Source organism: Jannaschia sp. L-14R (assembly GCF_056857695.1).
Genome location: NZ_JBSXNP010000010.1, coordinates 754,843 through 773,663, shown reverse-complemented (window position 1 = coordinate 773,663; position 18,821 = coordinate 754,843). Strand labels below are relative to the sequence as shown.

Below are 18,821 nucleotides of genomic sequence, written 5' to 3'. Positions count from 1 at the left end.
ACCTCAGGTCGCAGAATTCGTGTCACAGGTAATATCTGGGCGCAGAGGGCGCAACCGGCACCCCCTATGCCGCACCATCATTCGACGGGCGCGGCCACCAGATCGGGACCACCGGGCAGGGCCGGATCGACCTCCAGCTCGGCGACGACGCGGGCCAGGTCGCTGTCGTCTTCAAGGTTGGCGACGGTGTAGTTGTCGCGCACCGATGCGGCGTCGAGCGCGACATTCGACACGACCTGCGGGCCGGGGGCGACGGGGCCGAACGTCTGCCCCGCGACGGACAGGTACAGCGCGCCGGAATTGCCGGTCCGAAGGGTGGCCGGGGCTTCGGCCACAGGGACTTCGTAGGTGTCGCCGGGGTCCAGGATCTTCTCGAACAGCGTATTGCCGTCCGCAGACCGGACACGCACCCAGGCCGAGCGCACGGCTACAAGGACCACTGCATCCGGGGCATCTGCCAGGACACGCGGAGTCATGGGGCCAGACAAGGCATCGGGGGTATCACCGCCCATGGCTTCGATGAGGGCAGCGTTGATCGAGGCGTTGATCACCTCGGAACTCGCGTCCGGGCCATCAAGGCCGGAGCGTTCGGCCGCGGCCAGCGCACCGAAGCTGCCGGGTGAAATGGTCGAAATCGGCGCGTCGCGGGCCGTCATGATCGGCACGTCCAGCGCCTGCGGCCGATACAACCGCGCCAGCGCGTCCTGCGACTGAGCGGGAACGCCGGTATCTTCCGGAGCGGACAGTTGCAGCGTAGCGGGGGCCAGGGGGTCAAGTTCAGCGATCAGTTCGGGTGCCTGTTCGACAGGCGCAACCTGCACACGCTGGATTTCCTGCACCACGGTCCAGCCACCATACCCCAGTCCGCCCGCCAGCGCGACCAACACGGCAAGCGAACCCAGCGCGCCCGGTTCGAACCCGGCGAAGACAGGACGAGACTTGTTGGCAAAGAGATTGCCCGAGCCCATCAGCGGATCCATCGCGACGGCCGGCTTGGTCCGGGTGCCGACGTTGAAGGCTTTGGCCTTGGCGATCGGCTGGTCGAAAATGGCTTGCCGGCGCGACACTTCCGATTCCATCGGTTTCAGGGCCGAGAAGCCGCCGAACCCCGATTCCTCGCAAAAGCGGGCGAAAACGATCTCGGGTTCCAGGTCCAGATAACGCGCGTAGCTGCGCACATAGCCTGCGACGAACGACAGCGAATCGAAAGCCGACAGGTCGGTATTTTCGATGGCGGCAATGTAACTGGCCTTGATGCGCAATTCGCGCTGAACATCCATCAGCGACTTTCCCTGCGTGGCTCGTTCGCCCCGCATTTCATCGCCTAGACGCAACTCGAAACTGTCGTAACCCCGTGACGGATTGTCGACTCTTGATAGAAACTTGCTCTTTCGGCCAAACATATGGGCCTGCCCCGCAATCTCTGGACGCGCCTCATTAACGTGCGCGTTTCCGCTTATGATTTAGACCCCGACTCCCCATCGGAGATCTACTGCACGCTTAGGCTACCAGAAAATAAGGCACAATGCACGATAATGCTTATCCTGCGGCTTGAGCGCGATTCAGCGCACAATGCGACCAGAGATCGTCCATTGCGCGGACCAATGCATCCATCATGGGCGGCGTATGAACCGGCGACGGCGTGAACCGCAGACGTTCGGTGCCGCGCGGCACGGTTGGAAAGTTGATCGGCTGGCAATAGACCCCGTGATCCGACAGCAGCCGGTCCGAAATCATCTTGCATTTGATCGGATCGCCGACATGCACGGGCACGATATGGCTGCCGTGGTCGATGATCGGCAGGCCCAGCCCGCGCAGGCGCAGCTTCAGCACGGCAGCGCGTTCCTGGTGCAGGTCGCGCAGGGCCTGGTCGGTTTTCAGGTGCGCGACGCTGGCGGCGGCACCGGCGGCGATGGCCGGTGGCAGCGAGGTTGTGAAGATAAAGCCCGGCGCATAGGACCGCACCGCATCGCACATCTTGGCCGAAGCGGCGATATAGCCGCCCATCACGCCATAGGCCTTGGCCAATGTGCCGTTGATAATGTCGATTCGGTGCATCAGCCCGTCACGTTCGCACACACCCGCGCCCCGGCGACCGTACATTCCTACGGCATGCACTTCGTCGATATAGGTCAGCGCGCCGAATTCGTCGGCCAGATCGCAAATCTCGGCAATTGGACCGAAATCGCCGTCCATCGAATAAATCGATTCGAAGGCGATCAGCTTTGGCGCGGCAGGGTCGTCGGCGGCCAGCAATTCGCGCAGATGCGATACGTCGTTGTGTCGGAAGATGCGTTTCTGTCCGCCATTGCGACGCACGCCTTCGATCATCGAGGCATGGTTCAGCGCATCGGAATAGATGATCAGTCCCGGAAAGAGCCTGGGCAATGTCGACAGCGTGGCGTCGTTCGCGATGTAGGCCGAGGTGAAAACCAGCGCGGCTTCCTTGCCGTGCAGATCGGACAGCTCGGCCTCCAGTTGCTTGTGATAAACTGTCGTGCCGGAAATGTTGCGCGTGCCGCCAGACCCGGCACCGGTCGCCCTCAATGCGTCGTGCATCGCCGACAGGACGACGGGGTGCTGGCCCATGCCCAGATAATCGTTGCCGCACCAGACGGTTATATCCTGTTCCGACCCGTCGGCGCGGGTCCAGACGGCATGGGGGAACTGACCGCGGCGGCGTTCGATATCGATGAACGTCCGGTACCGGCCTTCGTCGTGGAGCGCCTTCAGCGCGCGATCCAGGGCGAAATCGTATCCCGAGGGTGCCGTCTTTTCCGTCATGCGCTTCGGTTCCTTTGCCGTGGGGCCGTCTTTTGTCGGATGTTAAAGGGCGTATCACCCGATGCCTAGCGTCTACGACAAGGTGCGGCCTTGATATAGATCACAGATTGTCGCGCAAAGATTATCGGCTGACGGCGACTTCACAATCGCGCGCACCCTTGGCAGCACAACTGGCTGTTGCAGCCGCTCCGCCATCGCCCAGACCCCATGCGCCGGTCGCCGGGCTGATCGCCAGGGCGGCATTCGCTCCCGCGCGGCGGAAATCGCGTCCCTTCACGATGCGCGAGGCATCCTGGCTGAGCGTCAGGGGACGACCGGGCTGGTATCGGCGAGGATAGATTTCGGCCACCAGAACGCAGCTGGCGCCGCAGCCGGACAAGGCGGCGGCACGGGCATCCTCGATGGAATGGAAGTTGAAGGCCCCCCGTGTCTGAGCGGACTGCAACCCCTCGGCGGGGCTGGCGGCAAGGGCGCCGTAATATTTCAGCTCTGCGACCTTCGGCATCTTCTGAAGCGTGGCAAGGTCTGCTGCGGACAGGAATGGTTGCCGGGTGATGACGATCTGCGAGTTGCGAGTGGAAAACAGCATCCGTTTGGCGGTTGCCTGATCGGGAACCTGTTGCGCGCCCGCAGGCAGAGCGGCAGGCAGCGAAAGGGAAAGCAGAGCAATCAGGGTCGCGCGGATCATGTCGGGCCTCGTGAGTTGGCAGGGCCCGATGGTTCTAACGCGGGATGTCGCCTCTGGACAGCCCCCGAAACCCGGCGCACCTTTGGCGCGAACCGTGCCGGAGGCCCCATGACCGATCCCATTCCCGCCATCCTCGACCGTATCGACGCCGACCAGTCCCGCGCGCAGGACCGACTGAAGGAGCTTTTGCGAATCCCTTCGATCTCGACCGATCCCGAGCATGACGACGATTGCGAGACCGCCGCCGACTGGCTGGTGGCGGAGTTGACGCATCTGGGCTTCGACGCCAGCAAGCGAACCACACCGGGGCATCCGATGGTCGTGGCGCATGGCGGGGCAGGCGAACGCCATGTGCTGTTTTATGGCCATTACGATGTGCAGCCGGTCGATCCGCTGTCCTTGTGGAACCGCGACCCCTTCGACCCTGCCATAGACCAGACGCCGCGCGGCCCGGTTATCCGGGGGCGGGGGGCCAGCGACGACAAGGGCCAGTTGATGACGTTCCTGGAAGCCTGCCGTGCATGGAAGGACGAGACCGGCGGACTGCCCTGCCGCATTACCATCCTGTTCGAGGGAGAGGAGGAATCGGGCTCGCCCTCGCTGATCCCGTTTCTCAAGGCCAACAAGGAGGAATTGACCGCCGAACTGGCGCTGATCTGCGACAGCGGTCTGTACGACGACCGCGTACCTGCCATCGTCACCACCCTGCGCGGGCTTCTGGGCGAGGAATTGACAATCACGGGCCCCGACCGCGATCTGCATTCCGGCATCTACGGCGGTCCGGCGATGAACCCGGCCCGCGTATTGACGCGCATTCTGGGCAATCTGCATGACGATCAGGGCCGCATTGCGATTCCCGGCTTCTACGACGGCATCGGCGAGCCGCCGAGCGAGGTGAAGCAGGGTTGGAAAAACCTCGGTTTCTCGACCGAAGCTTTCCTGGGCGACGTCGGCCTGTCGCATCCGGCGGGCGAGGTCGGGCGCACGGGACTGGAACAGCTCTGGTCGCGACCCACAGCGGAAATCAACGGCATTTCGTCGGGATATACCGGGGCCGGTTTCAAGACCGTCCTGCCGTCCAAGGCGACGGCCAAAGTCAGCTTCCGTCTGGTCGGCGGGCAGGATCCCCTGCGCCTGCGCGAGGCATTCCGCGACTGGGTGATCGCGCAGATGCCGCCAGATTGCCACGTCACCTTCAAGGACCATGGGGCCGCGCCCGCATCGACCATGACGACTGACAGCCCGATTTTCGCCGCCACTCAGCAGGCCCTGACCGAGGAATGGGGCCAGCAGGCGGCCTTCGTCGGTGCCGGTGGGTCGATTCCAATCGCGGGTTATTTTCAGCAGGTGCTGGGAATGGAATCCTTGTTGACCGGCTTTGCCAGGGACGATGACGCGATTCATTCTCCGAACGAGAAATATGACGTCCAGAGTTTCCACAAGGGCATTCGAAGCTGGGCGCGGGTGCTGGGCCGGATCGCCTGATCCGGGGAAGGCACGGCTGGATCATGTCGAGGGTGGTGACCGTGCGGTTCTACAGCACGGTCAGTATGCGATCTCCCGGACTGTCGATGCTCTGGTCGTCATTAGCGACAGCGAGGGCAGCGCCGCTTGCAGGTAAGGCGAGGGCGGTAATGAAAACCCGTCTCATGGAGCGATCTTTGCTTGGCAGAAGCCCGGCCTAGACAGATGCTCTATACACGCCTTCCGTTTTTTGGATCGCGGCCCGCCATCCCCAATAACGTCATGCATGATCTGCCGACCGGATTGGCATGCGCTTTTCCTGCCGTCCGCTCGACGTGATGCGTGAAAATGGCCTTCAGGCGTCCGGCGCGTTCGATTGCTGCGCGGCCACCGCCAGCGCAAGGCATCCGCCCGCGATGGCCCAGTTCTTGACGAAGATCGACATCTGCCACGGATCGTCCGGGATCAGATGAAAGAAACTGGTCAGGGCAGAATATGCCGCCAGCGACATCGTCACCGGCACCACCCGCCAGCCCGCGAACAGGGCCGCCGCCGCTGCCGCGTTATAGATCAGTGCGGGCCAGACCAGTGCGCCCGGCAACCCCAGTCCACGCAGCAGTTCCGCTGCCGCCTCGGGTTCGACCGCCTTCTGCACGGCACCGGCGGCGAACAGCGCGCCGATCAGGACGCGCGCGACGATCATAGCGGGCCGGGTCCATGTCACAGCGCGCGCCAGCCGATGTCGCGGCGGCAGAACCCCTCCGGCCAATCGATCGCATCGACCATCGCATACGCCCGGTCGCGCGCGCCCAGCAGATCATCGCCTCGTGTGGTCACACCCAGCACGCGTCCGCCATTGGCCACCATGCGTCCGTCGGCCAGCGCGGTTCCGGCGTGGAACACCATGTTGCGACTGTCGGCAGGCAGGGCGTCCAGCCCGCCGATTGCCGTCCCCTTGGCATAGGCACCGGGATAACCTTCGGCGGCCATCACGATGCAGATCGCGTGATCGTCGGCCCAATGCACCTGCGCGCCGTCCAGCCGCCCCTCGGCGCAGGCCAGCAACAGGTCCAGCACCTGACCGCCAAGGCGCATCATCAGGCACTGACACTCCGGGTCGCCGAAACGGACGTTGTATTCAACCAGGCTGGGTGCGCCGTCCTCGATCATCAGTCCGACGAACAAGACGCCGCGCATCGGCGTGCCGCGACGGACCATCTCGACCATCGTCGGACGGACGATTTCATCGAGCGCGCGGGCCTCGACCTGTGGCGTCATGACCGGCGCGGGGGAATAGGCGCCCATGCCGCCGGTGTTCGGCCCAGTGTCGCCGTCGCCGACCCGCTTGTGGTCCTGCGCGGTGCCAAGGGGAAGGACTGTCTCGCCATCGACAAGACAGAAGAAGCTGGCCTCTTCGCCGCGCAGGAAGGCCTCTATCACCACCTCGGCCTTGCCGTGGACGCCGCTGAAGATATCGGTCAGCGCGCCCTCAGCCTCTTCGATGGACGCAGCGACGGTGACGCCTTTGCCTGCGGCCAGCCCGTCGGCCTTGATAACGATGGGGAGCGGTTGATCCGCCAGATAGGCCCGGGCCGCCTCCAGATCGTCGAACCGGCCATAGGCCGCGGTGGGCGCATTTACGGCGGCGCAGATTTCCTTGGTGAAGGCCTTTGACGCCTCCAGTTTTGCTGCCGCCGCTGACGGCCCGAACACCGCGACTCCTGCGGCGGTCAGAGCATCCGACACGCCCGCCGCCAGCGGCGCTTCCGGCCCGACGATCACAAAATCCACGCTTTCTTCATCGGCAAAGGTGGCAACGTCGGACCCGTCCAGAATGTCCAGCGCCGCACATTCCGCGATCTGGGCTATCCCCGCGTTGCCCGGGGCCACGATCAGGCGGTCGCACTTCGGGTTCTGCAGCACGGCCCAGGCCAGCGCATGTTCGCGCCCGCCACTGCCGAGGATCAGAATGTTCATGACGCGCCCCTTCGTATTCGACAGGGGCGGTGTAGGGTTGACACGGCACGAGGACAAGCGCGCCGGTATGGTGACGGCAGGCGCGCCGCGCTAGAACCGCCCAATGGACGATCTGATTGACGATTCCGGCCCCGCGCCGCGCCGCAACGAAGCGGAATATACCGTTTCCGAAATCTCGGGTGCGGTGAAACGCACGCTGGAGGACAGCTTCGGGCGCATCCGCGTGCGCGGCGAGATCGGGCGTATCTTCCGGGCGCGGTCCGGGCACCTCTATTACGATATCAAGGATGACCGGAACGTGCTGGCCTGCACCACGTGGAAGGGCCAGATAAGTCAGCTTTCGGTGGAACCGGAAGAAGGCATGGAGGTTATCGTTACCGGCAAGCTGTCGGGCTTCGGCGCGCAATCGAAATACAACCTGAACGTCGACGCGATGGAGGTCGCGGGCGCTGGCGCGCTGATGGCGATGCTGGAAAAACGGCGCCTGGCGCTGGCCGCCGAGGGGCTGTTCGAGCCGTCACGCAAACGGCCGATCCCATTTCTGCCGGGCGTGATCGGCGTCATCACCTCGCCGCAGGGTGCGGTGATCCGCGACATCCTGCATCGGTTGCGTGACCGGTTTCCGCGCCATGTTCTGATCTGGCCGGTGGCGGTGCAGGGTAAGGCATCTGCCCCTGAAATTGCCAATGCCATCCGCGGGTTCAACGCGCTGACCCTGGATGGCGCGATCCCGAGGCCCGATCTTCTGATCGTCGCGCGTGGCGGTGGCTCGATCGAGGATCTCTGGGGCTTCAACGAGGAAATCGTGGTCCGCGCGACCGCCGACAGCGCGATCCCCCTGATTTCCGCCGTTGGACACGAAACGGACACCACGCTGATCGATCATGCTGCCGACCGGCGTGCGCCGACGCCGACCGCTGCCGCCGAAATGGCGGTGCCGGTGCGGTTGGACCTGATGGCGCATGTCGACGGTCTGGGGATGCGTCAGATGCGGGCGGCGCGAGCCTTGGTGGCGGCGCGGGGACAGCGGCTGACCGACCTGTCGCGTGGCCTGCCTCGGCCCGAGGCGCTGCTGGCCAGTGCGCGGCAGCGGCTGGATCTGGCCACCGACCGTTTACCCGCCGCCCTGCGCGCGCGGACGGACCGGGCCCGCGTCGCCCTGTCGCGGTTGGAAGGCCGCATCACGCCCGCCGCGCTGACCGGCACAGTGGCCGAGCGACGGCGCAGGTTGGCCGAAATATCGATGCGGCTGGCACAGGCGCTGCCCCGCGCACAGGCCGCGAAGCGCCGCGATCTTGATCGCTGGGCGACTGCGCTGCGATCCGCCCCGCTGCTGCGACAGGTGCGACAGGGCGAGACGCGGTTGCAGGCTCTTGCGTCACGATTCGTGACGACGGCCACGACGCGTCAGACCCGTGCGCGGGATCGGCTGGAAGCGCTGGATCGCATGCGTCTTTCGCTGGGCTACGAGCGCACGCTGGAACGTGGCTTTGCGGTCATCCGCGCTGGCGATGAGATCGTCACCGACGCCGCCGCTGCCCGCAACAAGCCGACATTGAGGATCGAGTTCGCAGGCAAGCAGACAGTCGATGTGGCGACCGGCGAGTCGCGTGCAAAACCCCGTGCGAAGCAGACGCCCCCGGACCAGGGCAAGCTGTTCTAGCCTCCCGCTGTCCTCTTGGTGGAAATATCCCGGGGAGTGCGAGGGGCGGCGCCCCTCGTTCCGCCACCGAGAATCAAGAATCCGGCGCGACCAGCCCAAGTCCGCGCAGATAAATTCCGATCCCGGCCTCCAGCAGATCCTCGGGCGGGAAGGGGGCGTTGCCGCCGGGATTGCCACGCGCGAAAAGCTCTACCACGCCGTGCGACATAGCCCAGATGTGCGAAGAGAACATCGTCGCGGGCGGGCGGCGGTCTTCGGGGATGTGCTGCGACAGCTCTTCGGCGGCTTTCTCCAGAATGCCACGCGATCGACCGACGGCGCGCGACAATTCGGGTGTGGCATGGCGGGACAGGCCGGATTCGAACATCGCCATATAGTGGCCCGGATACTTGCGCGCAAAGGCCAGATAGGCGCGGCCCGTCGCCTCGAACGCCGCCAGGGCCGAGGGCTGGCCATCCTTGTAGGCGAAGTCCATCAGGTCGCCGAAAATCTCGTGCCCCTGTAATGCGCATTCGATGATCAGCTGTTCGCGACCCTCGAAATGCCGATAGACTGCCGCCGGGGTGACGCCCGCCTGCTTGGCCGCCTCGGACAGGGTGAACCCGGTCGGTCCTTTTTCGGTAATCAACGACAACGCGGCATCGACCAGCGCCTGCCGCAGGTTGCCATGGTGATAGCCGCGTTTAGGCACCGTTCAGCCAAAGCTCAGGCCGACCGGCGATCTTGTCGTCGATCCTGAGCGCCTTGTCGTCGCGTCCGGCATAATCCACCTGTATCAGCACGCTGCGGATCGCGTTCAGGCGTGCGCGACGCTTGTCGTCGGAACGCACGACGGTCCATGGTGCGGTGTCGGTGTGGGTGCGCTCGAACGTCTCGGCGATTGCATCGGTATAGGCGTCCCACCTGGCCAGTCCCTTGACGTCGATCATCGACAGCTTCCACTGCTTCAGGTGGTCATCCTCGCGCGCGAGGAACCGGCGCAACTGCTCGGCGCGTCCGACATTCAGCCACAGCTTCACCAGTGTGATGCCATCCTGGGTCAGCATCGCTTCGAAATCGGGAGCCTGGTCGAAGAAAGTCTCGCGCTGCGCATCAGTGCAAAAGCCGAAGACCTTTTCCACGACGGCTCGATTATACCACGAGCGGTCGAACAGGACCATTTCACCCGCCGTCGGCAGATGTTCGACATAGCGTTGGAAATACCATTGCCCGGCCTCGGTTTCCGACGGTTTAGACAGGGCGACGGTGCGGGCGACGCGGGGGTTCAGGTTTTGGCGGAAGCGTTTGATCGTGCCGCCCTTACCGGCGGCATCCCTGCCTTCGAACACGACAATGACCCGCGCGCCGCTGTCGCGCACCCAGGCCTGACACTTGACCAGTTCGATCTGAAGCGCATCGAGCTGATCTTCATAGTCGTCCTTGTCCATCCATTCATCATACGGAAAATCGTCGGTCAGGATGTCCTTCTTGTCCGCCTTTTCAATGGCCTTGCGGATATCTTTCGGGGCCTCGTCTTCGAAGAACCTCGTGATGGCGGCGTCGAAGGGTTTGGACATACGGAACTCCTTTCCCGAGACATAGCGTGTGCCGCAACGGCGCGACAGTGGGTCTGCCTTCACGGCCCCCGCAATACTGCAGGGGCAAAGACAAAGTGTCAGCTGCGGGCGGCGGCGCGGTCGATGGCGGCGACGACCGCTTCGGGGTCGGCGTGGTGCGGCATGTGGCCGATGCCGTCCAGAAGGGTCAGGTTACCATTTGGAAGCATGTCGATCAGGACGTTCGCATGAATGTCGACGGGAACGATGGTGTCGGCGGTGCCATGCACCATCTCGACCGGCAGAGTCAGGTCGCGATAGCGACGTTCCATCGCGAGGACGTGCGGCTTCAACCCGTTCACCTGCCGCGCATTGGAGCGCAGGCCGTCGCGCCGCAGGATCAGTTGCGCGCCGACATGGGCGAAATACCCGTCGGGCATGGCATCGGGCGCAAAGATGCCTTCGGTAATGGAGCGCAGCCGGTCGATACTTACGGTGGCGGTCAGAAGGGGCACGGCGAGGGCGCCGCCCGGAGCGGAGGCATTGAGGGCATAAAGCGGTCCGAGGCCACCTTTCCAGCGGTTCGACGCGGCAGCCAGCAGGATCAGGGCGCGCGCAGGTTGGTCCAGACCCCAGGCCAGTGCGACGGTTCCGCCGAAGCTGTGTCCCAGCACCAGCGGCGCACGCCCATCGCCTTTCAGCGTGCCGATCTTGGCATAGGCCGTGGCCAGCAGGGCGGCCTGCTCGGCCGGGGATTCCGCTTCGGAGCTGAACACGGCGGCGTATCTCGGATCGGTATGGCCGGTATAGCCCAGACCGGGTCGGTCGAAGGCGATGCACCGATAGCGGTCCGACAACCGGTCGATCATGTCAAAGGTGAATTCCCGTGAACTGCCGGATGCCCCATGGATCAGGATCAAATCCGGGCCAACGCCACGCACAACCGCGTGGACAGGGACCGAATTGCCGTTGAACGTCACGTCCAAAATTTCACCCTCGGGGGGAAATGCGGCTTCGAAACGGGCTTCGCGCGCGGCGGCCCGGCGCTCCATCGCGGTGCCTCCGAGTTTCGCGGCAAGGGTCGCCACCCCGCCCTTAACGGCCAATCTGCGAGATATCATAATGCGTGGTCTGGTAAATCTGGTTGATCCAGTTGCCATATAGAAGGTGCGCGTGACTTCTCCAGCGATTGAGCGGTTTACGTCGCGGATCGTCGTTCGGGTAGTAATGCCCCGGTATGTTGATCGGCGTGCCCATGGCGACGTCGCGTTCGTACTCGGTCTGCAACGTGTCGCTGTCGTATTCGAAGTGATTGAAGATATGCACGGCGCGGTGGGCGGTATCCTCGATCAGGCAGGGACCGGTTTCCTCGGACCCCAGCAGCACCTTCATGCCTGCCGCCTCGACCTCGTCGCGGCGCACTTCGGTCCAGCGCGACACCGGGATCACGCATTCGTCGGAAAACCCGCGCAGATAGGGCGACGACGGGTCTTCGTTCGACACCCGGAAACAGCCGAAAGCCTTGCGGTCCAGCATGTGTTTTTCAACCCCATGGAAGTGCCACGCCATCGCCATGCCGCCCCAGCAGACGCCAAAGGTGGAATGCACGTTGGTCTGGGTCCAGTCCATGATCTGCCGCAGCTCGTCCCAATAGGTGACCTCTTCGAACGGCAGATGTTCGATGGGTGCGCCGGTGATGACCAGACCGTCGAATTTCTCGTGCTTCACGTCCTGAAAGGTCCGGTAGAATTCCTCCATATGGGCGGGGGACGTATGACGCGACTGGTGTTCGGTCATGCGGATCAGGGTCAGATCGATCTGCAACGGCGTCGCGCCGATCAGCCGGGCAAACTGAGTTTCGGTCGTGATCTTCATCGGCATCAGGTTCAGCAGGCCAATCCGCAGCGGACGGATGTCCTGATGCGTGGCCGCATCTTCCGACAGAACCATCACGCCTTCGTCGTCGAGCACGTCATAGGCGGGCAGGTCGCGGGGCAGGGTGATGGGCATGGGTCGATCTGTGTCCGAAGGTCAGGAATAGACGATGGGGAGGGGCAGAGTTAGGTTCGCCCGCGCCGTTTGCCAATGGCTTCGGCCACAAGCGCGGTCACATCGCTGGCATCCCGCGTTGTCGCCACGTCGGCGGCGGCCACCGTCACGCCCCAGTTGCGCGCCATCGCGGCGTATCGCGGATGTCGTGCCATGATGGCGTCGCGATAGGTCGCGATGGCGAATTCATTGGGGTCGACATCTTCGCCCCCGTGTCTGGCCCATTTTTCGTTCAGGAATTCCGGTCGATAGCACATCGGCTTGGGGTCGTGGGCAAATCGCGCGACCAGCGTTTCGACGTGATCGGGCGTGCCTTCGATCCAGACGGGCAGGGAATTCGCGGCCAAAGTCGCCATCACCGGATCTTCCGGGTCTTCGGGGTCGATGACTTCGCAGATGGACCCGCCGGTATCGCAGACGAAATTGTCATAGCCATAGATGTCGCGCGCCCGTTCGATGAAGAACGGCGTATCCAGCAGGGCGTTCACTTCGGCCCGATGGTGCAATTCCTGCCGCCGCGCGTATTCGTCGAAAGGCAGGCCGCCCCTGGCCGGATCGCCGGGTTGGCCCAGAAACGTCGCCAGCGGACTCAGGTTCCCGAAGGTGATGTTCGACCCGATATAGATGCTGTCGGTACGCAGAAGCTTGGCCAGAAACGGCTCCCGCATGGCGTGACGCTTGAGGTTGTCGTTGATGTGCTCGCCCATATAGGCGGTGCCGATGCGGTAATCGATGGAATAATGAAACCAATCCCCGTTGCCGCGCAGGATTTGCGACAGATGGGTCTTCCCCAGCCCGGACATGCCGAAAAAGGTGATGCGCTTGTCGGGGGCCTGCCGCCAGGCCTGCGGGCTGTCGTAGATCATCGCCGTGACGTAGCGCGCGCCCGCAATCGGTGCAACAGGCGGCCATCCATGATCAGAAGGCCAAGGGTCAGCAGGGCAAACCCGGCATAGACGTTGGGTGACAGAACCTCGCCGCGCACCCAGGCACCCAGAAGGATGGCGACAGGTGCGACCATCAGGGTGCAGAGCATGGTATTGCCACTGCCGGCGATGGCCAGCACGCGGAAATACAGCAGATAGGCGACTGCCGTGGCGATCACCGCGTAATAGGCGATGGCCAGGATCGTATCGGTCTGCTGCGGCATAACCGGTCCGTCGATCCACAGTGCCGCCGGGATCATCACCAGGCTGGAGCCGGTCAGCATTCCGGCTGCCGAAACCTGTGGCGCAAGGCCGCGCAGGTTCACTCGCGCCCAGACGCCCGCGAGGGCATAGCAGATAGTGCCCGCCACGACGGCCAGTTGCGCCGCCGAGCGGATGTCGAAATTAGCGAGATTCTCCAGTCCGATAGCCGTCGCAACGCCCAGAAATCCAAGGCCTACGCCGATGGCGCGCCGCACCGTCAGACGCTCGTCGGCAAGGAAGATCGCCGCGGCCAGAACGCCGAACACCGCGGTGCCCGCGTTCAGGATCGAGGTCAGCCCGGTTTCGATATGCAGCTGACCCCAGGCCATCAGGCTGAACGGCAGGACGTTATTGAGCAGCCCCATCATCAGCAGGGCGCCCCAGATGCGCGGATCGCGCGGCACCGGCAGGCGACGGATTGCGACATAGACCCAAAGGACCAGCGCCGCGATGCCCACCCGGAAGGCGACTGTGGTGACAAAGGGGATTTCGTCCAGCGCGATGCGGACGGCCAGAAAACTGCCGCCCCAGATGAAGGACAGCAGGATCAGTTCGACCCAGGCCCGACTGGACAGGGTGGGACTGGACAGGGTGAAGGGGGCATTGGTCATCACCGCCATCGCTACTGCTGTACGATCACCTGCACCACCCGGAACATGCACCAAACGCAAAGCGCCCCGTCGCGGAGACGGGGCGCTTCGGTCGTCAGGTGGTGCGGAAAGGTCAGAAGCTGTAACCGATCCTGAAGCCGACGCCTATGGCGTCGTTGTCCGTGAAGTCGGCGGCGGCGACCGGCGTAGCACCGGCGGTGCGCGGATTGCTGTCACCAAAGCGCGTGTAGTTGATACCCGCCGTCAGTTCGACATTCTGGATCGAGTAGGTCCCACCCACGGTCAGACCAAATTGCCCGTTCGTCGGCCCAAGCGGGGAGACCAGATCGTCGCCACCTTCCTCGTAGGTCAGCGAGATCGCGCCGGAGAACTGCTCGCTGAACTTGCGACCGACCCCGAGGGTCAGGCGGTAGAAATCGTCGATGTCGGTCAGGCTGCTGCCGCCCAGACGGGATGGGCGAACCTTCACTTCGCTATAGTCGGCCCAGCGCACGCCACCGAACACCAGCGTATCGGCCGCGACGCCGGTCTGGAAGTCGATGTTGACGGCCTGCGGGGTGGTCAGCGGCGTGTCCGGACCAGCGGCCCTGGGCGCGCCACCGGGGCCGCTTTCAATGGTGTCGAGGGTATGGTCGATCTCGGAGAAGTAGGTCACCGCAACGCGCAGCGCGATCTCGGGGATCTCATAGGCGGCACCCAACTGGTAGCCGAAGCCGGTATCGCCATCGAAATCGGCGGCGTAGCCCGAAGCCGGGCCGTATGCGGCACCGTTCAGGGTCACCGCGGCATCGATATCCTGCGCCCGGATACCGCCGAGAACGCTGAAGCGATTGTTGATTTTGTAGCGAAGCATACCGGTGATGGAGCGCGAGTTGAGCGTGGCCGTGGTGCCACCCAGGTTCACGCTTCCGCCCACCGGATAGGCGATGTCGGCGCCGTAGGGCTGATCCACGATGATTGCGAAGGAAAGCTTGTCGCTCAGGTCCTGCTTATAGCCGAAAGAGCCTTGGAAGAAGTTATCCGCAACATCACCGCTGGCGCCTGCGCCCGCACCGAGGTTCCGGTCCGTGCCGTCGACCGAAGGCGCGACATAGCCGAAGTTCAACTCGGCATAGGTGCCTTCCTTGAAGATGATGCCGGTGGCTTGGTTAGAACGATCCAGCCCCCCGGCAAATGCGCTGGACGTGCTGACGGTCGCCGCGACCACGGCGAGTGTGAAACGATTCATATTGTTCTCGTCCCTTGTGGTGCCCCCCATTAAGGGGCATGGACCGAACGGCGAGCTTCCTCTTCCCGGTCGCACGGTTGCTGATGACGAAATCGATGGATTCTGCAGCGGATTCGGTCAAATAAGACCCTACGTCACAAATCTTACTAATTTGCTGCGGTCCTGAACTATGGCGCTCGCGCAACAATCTGACCCTTGGGCGGTCGGGCCAGCTGAAGATTGATCCAGGCCGCACTGAAAATAACGGCACCGCCGATCAGCACCATTGGATCAAGGGCCTCGGAATAGATCCAGGTCCCGACCAGCGCGATCAGTGGCAGGCGCAGAAAATCGACCGGCATGATGGTGGAGGCCGGGGCCAGTCGCAGTGCGTTGGTCAGGCACCAGTGGGCGCAAAGTCCGGCCAAGCCGATGGCGACGACCCAGGCGACAAGCGATTCGTCCGGCACCGCGATGTCCCCGTCCCACCCGGCGGCGACCAGCCCGAACAGCAGTTGCAGCGACGTCAGCCAGAACAGGATGCCGGTGACCGTCACGGTTCGCGTCAGACGGCGGGTCAGAAGGTTGGCAATGGCGAAAAACACCGCGGCGATGCCGACGTACAGCAGGCCGATGGAGACGTTGCCCGAAAACGGCTGCGCCACGATCAGCACACCTGCGAAGCCTGCGATGGCAACTATGATCTGCGAACCGCGCACCCGTTCGCCAAGGACCAGCGGTGCCAGCAGCAGCACCCAGATCGGCGAAGTGAACTCGACCGCGAAAACCTGCGCCAGCGGGGCGATCGTGATAGCGAGGAACCAGAGGTTCTGGCCTGTGAAATGCGCCAGGTTGCGGACGATCTGCAACGGCATGTGACGAAGGGAAACCTGACCCATCCGTCCGGTCGCGACGGCCAGCCCCAGAACCACCACAACGCCGGTCAGCGACCTGTAGAGCATGATTTCGAACGTATCGAGCGCAGGGCTGACGACCCGCCCCGCGATGGCCATCAGGCAGAAACTGGCCACACTGCCCAGCATCCAGAGCGCGGCCACAAAGGTCTGTGATGACATCCGGTGTCAGCTTCCGGTGGCCGCGTCGGGGTCCTGATACACACCCTGTTCCTTAAGCGCGTCGATCACTTCCTTGGGCATGTATGTCTCGTCGTGGCGCGCAAGGATTTCGGTGGCCTGAAACGTCGCATCGACATACCGCCCGGTGCCAATCATGCCTTCGCCCTCGCCGAACAGATCGGGCAGAACACCGGTATAGGTGACGGGGACAGACGCGCCACCGTCGGTGACGCGGAACGTGATCTGGGTGCCCTCGCCGCGGATCAGGCTGCCGTCTTCGACCAGGCCGCCGATGCGAAACACCTGACCGGGCGGCGGCGGCGCGGCGGTTACTTCGCTGGGCGACATGAAGAACTGGATGCCGCCCCGGAAACCATAGCCGATCAGGGCCGTCGCTCCGGCCAGCGCGACAGCCGCAATCACGATGATCTGGATCCGGCGGGTCTTTTTCAGCGAACGCATCGGTGGGTATCCTCAGGCGGCATCAAACGATAGGGGGCGGCGCAGAAACTGCGTGGCGCGGGCCGAGACCTGTTCGGGATCGCCGGTCGTCAACATCCGCGACACACCACCGCGCGCCATGTAGGGCCTGCGCGACAGGTAATCGGTAAGGCTGGCGGCGACAATATCTGCCTGACTGTACACGGTCACGTTTTCGCCAAGCGCGCGCTGAAATGCATCCTGCACCAGCGGATAATGCGTGCAGCCCAGAATAGCCGCCTGCGGCGCGGGCATCTTGCGGCGCAGGGCATCAACGTGACTGCGGACCAGCGCCTCGGCCAGGATCATGTCGCCGTCCTCGATCGCATCGACGACACCGCCGCAGGCCTGCGCCTCGACGTCCACGCCGATGGCTCGAAAGGCCAGTTCGCGCTGAAACGCGCGGCTGGCGACGGTGGCGGGCGTGGCGAACAGCGCGACCTGTTTCACATCGACTTCGCGCGGCGGAGAGTTGTCGCCCCAATTGCGTTCGGTCAGTGCCTCGATCAGTGGGACGAAGACACCCAGCACGCGCTTGCCCTCTGGCACCCCCGCCTCCTGCATCCGGCGCAGGGCAGCGGCCGATGCCGTGTTGCAGGCCAGAACCACCAGATCGCAGCCCTTGTCCCACATGTCATGGACGGCGGTGCGGGTCAGGTCGTGGATGGCGTCCGGCTCGCGCACGCCATATGGGGCATGGGCATTGTCGCCATAATAGGTGACGGCAAGATCGGGCATCCGGCGCGTCACCGCATCCCAGATGGTCAGGCCGCCAAGGCCGCTGTCGAAGATGCCGACGCTCATGCGCGGGCCGGTGTCGTGGAATTCATGTGCAGCCCGCTTTCTGTTTATCCCAGTCGAAGCCCAATGCGGCATCCTCCTGCCCGGCCAGATAAGTCCTTGCGCGCAGAATCGCCATCAGATCTGCCTGATTTCCGGGAATCGCGGCGATTTCGCCGGGTGGCAGCGGTGCACCGACCGACACCCGAACGGGTCCGTCGACACGCGCCCTGAATTCGCGGACCAGAAGACCCATCCGCAGCGTTGCATGAATGTGGCTGGCAAGCTGGAACATGCGCGAATTCGATCCCTGAAAATGCAGAGGAACGACCGTCGCACCCGATTGCCGGATCAACTTCGCCGAAAACCCCCGCCAATAGGGATCGCGGGCCCGGCCGAACGGCCTCACCGGGGTCGAAACCGCACCGCCTGGGAAGACGCCGATGATGCCGCCTTCGGCCAGATAGGCCAGAGCACTCCGGCGCATGGAAAGATTGGTCGCCTGACCGGCCCGGCTGTCGTCGAAACTAACCGGCAGGATCGCATCAGCCAGATCGGGCGCACGCAGGAAAACGTCGTTGGCAACGATTTTGAACCCCTGCGGCCGCACCCGCGACAACAGCAGCGACAGCATCAGCCCGTCGAGGATGCCATAGGGATGATTGGCAACCACGACGACCGGCCCTTCGCGCGGGATCAGGTCCAGCGTTCCGCGCACGATATCGGGATACAATCCGTAGCGGCTGGCCATTTCCTCCCAGAAGATCGCGCCTTCGGCTACGGCGTCGTCATACCCACGCGCGCGACGCAACAGGGCATGGCGACCGGTCAGGGTTTCCAGTCCGCGAATGACCATGCGTCCGCTCCGGGTCCGGGCGGAGTTCGCGTAGGTGATATCGCGGGCGACATTCGAGGTCATGTCCGGTTTCTAGCATCGGTGCGGGATGCGGTGCCATTCCAATCTGCGGGACAGGGATATGCAGGCAGACATGCAAAAGGCGCCCCGTGGGGCGCCTTCGATCCAACGATCCGAAACGGATCGAATGGGATCAGGAGTTCGCTTTGATGAACGTCACCGCATCGCCGAATGTCTGGATCGACTCGGCGGCGTCATCGGGGATCTCTATCCCGAACTCTTCCTCGAAGGCCATCACAAGCTCGACGGTGTCGAGCGAGTCGGCACCAAGATCGTCGATGAACGACGCATTCTCGGTTACCTTGTCTTCCTCGACGCCCAGATGTTCGACGACTTTCTTGCGGACCCGGTCCTCGATGTCGCTCATGTCTCTACCTCATCTCGATGCCCGATTTCGGGCG

Annotated in this window: 19 protein-coding genes; 2 read left to right on the top strand and 17 right to left on the bottom strand. The window is 63.7% G+C overall.

The window, feature by feature from the left end; all coding sequences use genetic code 11:
• Positions 1 to 77: 77 nt before the first annotated feature.
• The 3 genes from AC13C2_RS12195 to AC13C2_RS12185 form a co-directional block, all read right to left on the bottom strand.
• Positions 78 to 1,403, bottom strand: coding sequence for a helix-turn-helix domain-containing protein (locus AC13C2_RS12195; protein ID WP_482886956.1), 1,326 nt, complete (start codon positions 1,401 to 1,403; stop codon positions 78 to 80).
• Positions 1,404 to 1,539: 136 nt separating this feature from the next.
• Positions 1,540 to 2,784, bottom strand: a complete 1,245-nt coding sequence (hemA, locus tag AC13C2_RS12190; RefSeq protein WP_092762957.1) for a 5-aminolevulinate synthase — start codon at positions 2,782 to 2,784, stop codon at positions 1,540 to 1,542.
• Positions 2,785 to 2,905: 121 nt separating this feature from the next.
• The gene (locus AC13C2_RS12185; protein WP_482886955.1) at positions 2,906 to 3,472 is read right to left on the bottom strand and encodes a 5-aminolevulic acid synthase; all 567 of its coding nucleotides are present in this window, start codon (positions 3,470 to 3,472) and stop codon (positions 2,906 to 2,908) included.
• 108 nt (positions 3,473 to 3,580) lie between these two features.
• Between AC13C2_RS12185 and AC13C2_RS12180 the strand changes: the two genes are divergently transcribed.
• Positions 3,581 to 4,957, top strand: coding sequence for a M20/M25/M40 family metallo-hydrolase (locus AC13C2_RS12180; RefSeq protein WP_482886954.1), 1,377 nt, complete (start codon positions 3,581 to 3,583; stop codon positions 4,955 to 4,957).
• A 334-nt stretch (positions 4,958 to 5,291) separates the two neighbouring features.
• Here the strand turns inward: AC13C2_RS12180 and AC13C2_RS12175 are convergent, their stop codons facing one another.
• Both AC13C2_RS12175 and purD read right to left on the bottom strand, forming a co-directional pair.
• Complete coding sequence (locus AC13C2_RS12175) at positions 5,292 to 5,639, bottom strand: DoxX family protein (protein WP_482886953.1); 348 nt, start codon at positions 5,637 to 5,639, stop codon at positions 5,292 to 5,294.
• 17 nt (positions 5,640 to 5,656) lie between these two features.
• Entirely contained in the window at positions 5,657 to 6,913 is a 1,257-nt protein-coding gene (gene purD / locus AC13C2_RS12170) for a phosphoribosylamine--glycine ligase (RefSeq protein WP_482886952.1), read from the bottom strand.
• Between the two features lie 103 nt (positions 6,914 to 7,016).
• Here purD and xseA point away from each other — a divergent pair, with 103 nt between their 5' ends.
• On the top strand, positions 7,017 to 8,576 hold the full coding sequence (gene xseA / locus AC13C2_RS12165; protein ID WP_482886951.1) for an exodeoxyribonuclease VII large subunit: 1,560 nt from the start codon (positions 7,017 to 7,019) through the stop codon (positions 8,574 to 8,576).
• Positions 8,577 to 8,649: 73 nt separating this feature from the next.
• Here xseA and AC13C2_RS12160 read toward each other — a convergent pair whose 3' ends face one another.
• The 12 genes from AC13C2_RS12160 to AC13C2_RS12105 all read right to left on the bottom strand — a co-directional run bounded on the left by AC13C2_RS12160 (position 8,650) and on the right by AC13C2_RS12105 (position 18,787).
• On the bottom strand, positions 8,650 to 9,267 hold the full coding sequence (locus tag AC13C2_RS12160) for a TetR/AcrR family transcriptional regulator (protein WP_339640798.1): 618 nt from the start codon (positions 9,265 to 9,267) through the stop codon (positions 8,650 to 8,652).
• Positions 9,260 to 10,132: a polyphosphate kinase 2 gene (gene ppk2, locus AC13C2_RS12155; protein WP_482886950.1), complete on the bottom strand. Its 873-nt coding sequence runs from the start codon at positions 10,130 to 10,132 to the stop codon at positions 9,260 to 9,262. Before ppk2 ends, AC13C2_RS12160 begins: the two co-directional genes overlap by 8 nt.
• A gap of 98 nt (positions 10,133 to 10,230) precedes the next feature.
• Positions 10,231 to 11,232 carry an alpha/beta fold hydrolase gene (locus tag AC13C2_RS12150; RefSeq protein ID WP_482886949.1) on the bottom strand — a complete coding sequence of 334 codons (1,002 nt, stop codon included), beginning with the start codon at positions 11,230 to 11,232 and terminating at the stop codon, positions 10,231 to 10,233.
• On the bottom strand, positions 11,207 to 12,121 hold the full coding sequence (gene metA, locus AC13C2_RS12145; RefSeq protein WP_092762949.1) for a homoserine O-acetyltransferase MetA: 915 nt from the start codon (positions 12,119 to 12,121) through the stop codon (positions 11,207 to 11,209). The genes AC13C2_RS12150 and metA overlap by 26 nt, the downstream gene beginning before the upstream one ends.
• A 50-nt stretch (positions 12,122 to 12,171) precedes the next feature.
• Positions 12,172 to 13,026 carry an ATPase gene (locus AC13C2_RS12140; protein WP_092762948.1) on the bottom strand — a complete coding sequence of 285 codons (855 nt, stop codon included), beginning with the start codon at positions 13,024 to 13,026 and terminating at the stop codon, positions 12,172 to 12,174.
• Complete coding sequence (locus AC13C2_RS12135) at positions 13,023 to 13,961, bottom strand: DMT family transporter (protein WP_482886948.1); 939 nt, start codon at positions 13,959 to 13,961, stop codon at positions 13,023 to 13,025. The genes AC13C2_RS12140 and AC13C2_RS12135 overlap by 4 nt, the downstream gene beginning before the upstream one ends.
• Before the next feature lie 112 nt (positions 13,962 to 14,073).
• Positions 14,074 to 15,219: an OmpP1/FadL family transporter gene (locus AC13C2_RS12130; RefSeq protein WP_482886947.1), complete on the bottom strand. Its 1,146-nt coding sequence runs from the start codon at positions 15,217 to 15,219 to the stop codon at positions 14,074 to 14,076.
• Positions 15,220 to 15,356: 137 nt separating this feature from the next.
• The gene (locus AC13C2_RS12125) at positions 15,357 to 16,244 is read right to left on the bottom strand and encodes a DMT family transporter (protein WP_482886946.1); all 888 of its coding nucleotides are present in this window, start codon (positions 16,242 to 16,244) and stop codon (positions 15,357 to 15,359) included.
• A 6-nt stretch (positions 16,245 to 16,250) separates the two neighbouring features.
• Positions 16,251 to 16,706, bottom strand: a complete 456-nt coding sequence (ccmE, locus tag AC13C2_RS12120) for a cytochrome c maturation protein CcmE (RefSeq protein ID WP_339640813.1) — start codon at positions 16,704 to 16,706, stop codon at positions 16,251 to 16,253.
• Positions 16,707 to 16,718: 12 nt separating this feature from the next.
• Positions 16,719 to 17,528, bottom strand: a complete 810-nt coding sequence (locus AC13C2_RS12115; RefSeq protein ID WP_474521636.1) for a glutamate racemase — start codon at positions 17,526 to 17,528, stop codon at positions 16,719 to 16,721.
• Positions 17,529 to 17,550: 22 nt separating this feature from the next.
• A complete protein-coding gene (locus AC13C2_RS12110; protein ID WP_482886945.1) occupies positions 17,551 to 18,423 on the bottom strand; it encodes a lysophospholipid acyltransferase family protein in 873 nt (290 codons plus the stop codon).
• Positions 18,424 to 18,553: 130 nt separating this feature from the next.
• On the bottom strand, positions 18,554 to 18,787 hold the full coding sequence (locus AC13C2_RS12105) for an acyl carrier protein (RefSeq protein WP_055086694.1): 234 nt from the start codon (positions 18,785 to 18,787) through the stop codon (positions 18,554 to 18,556).
• Positions 18,788 to 18,821: the final 34 nt, after the last annotated feature.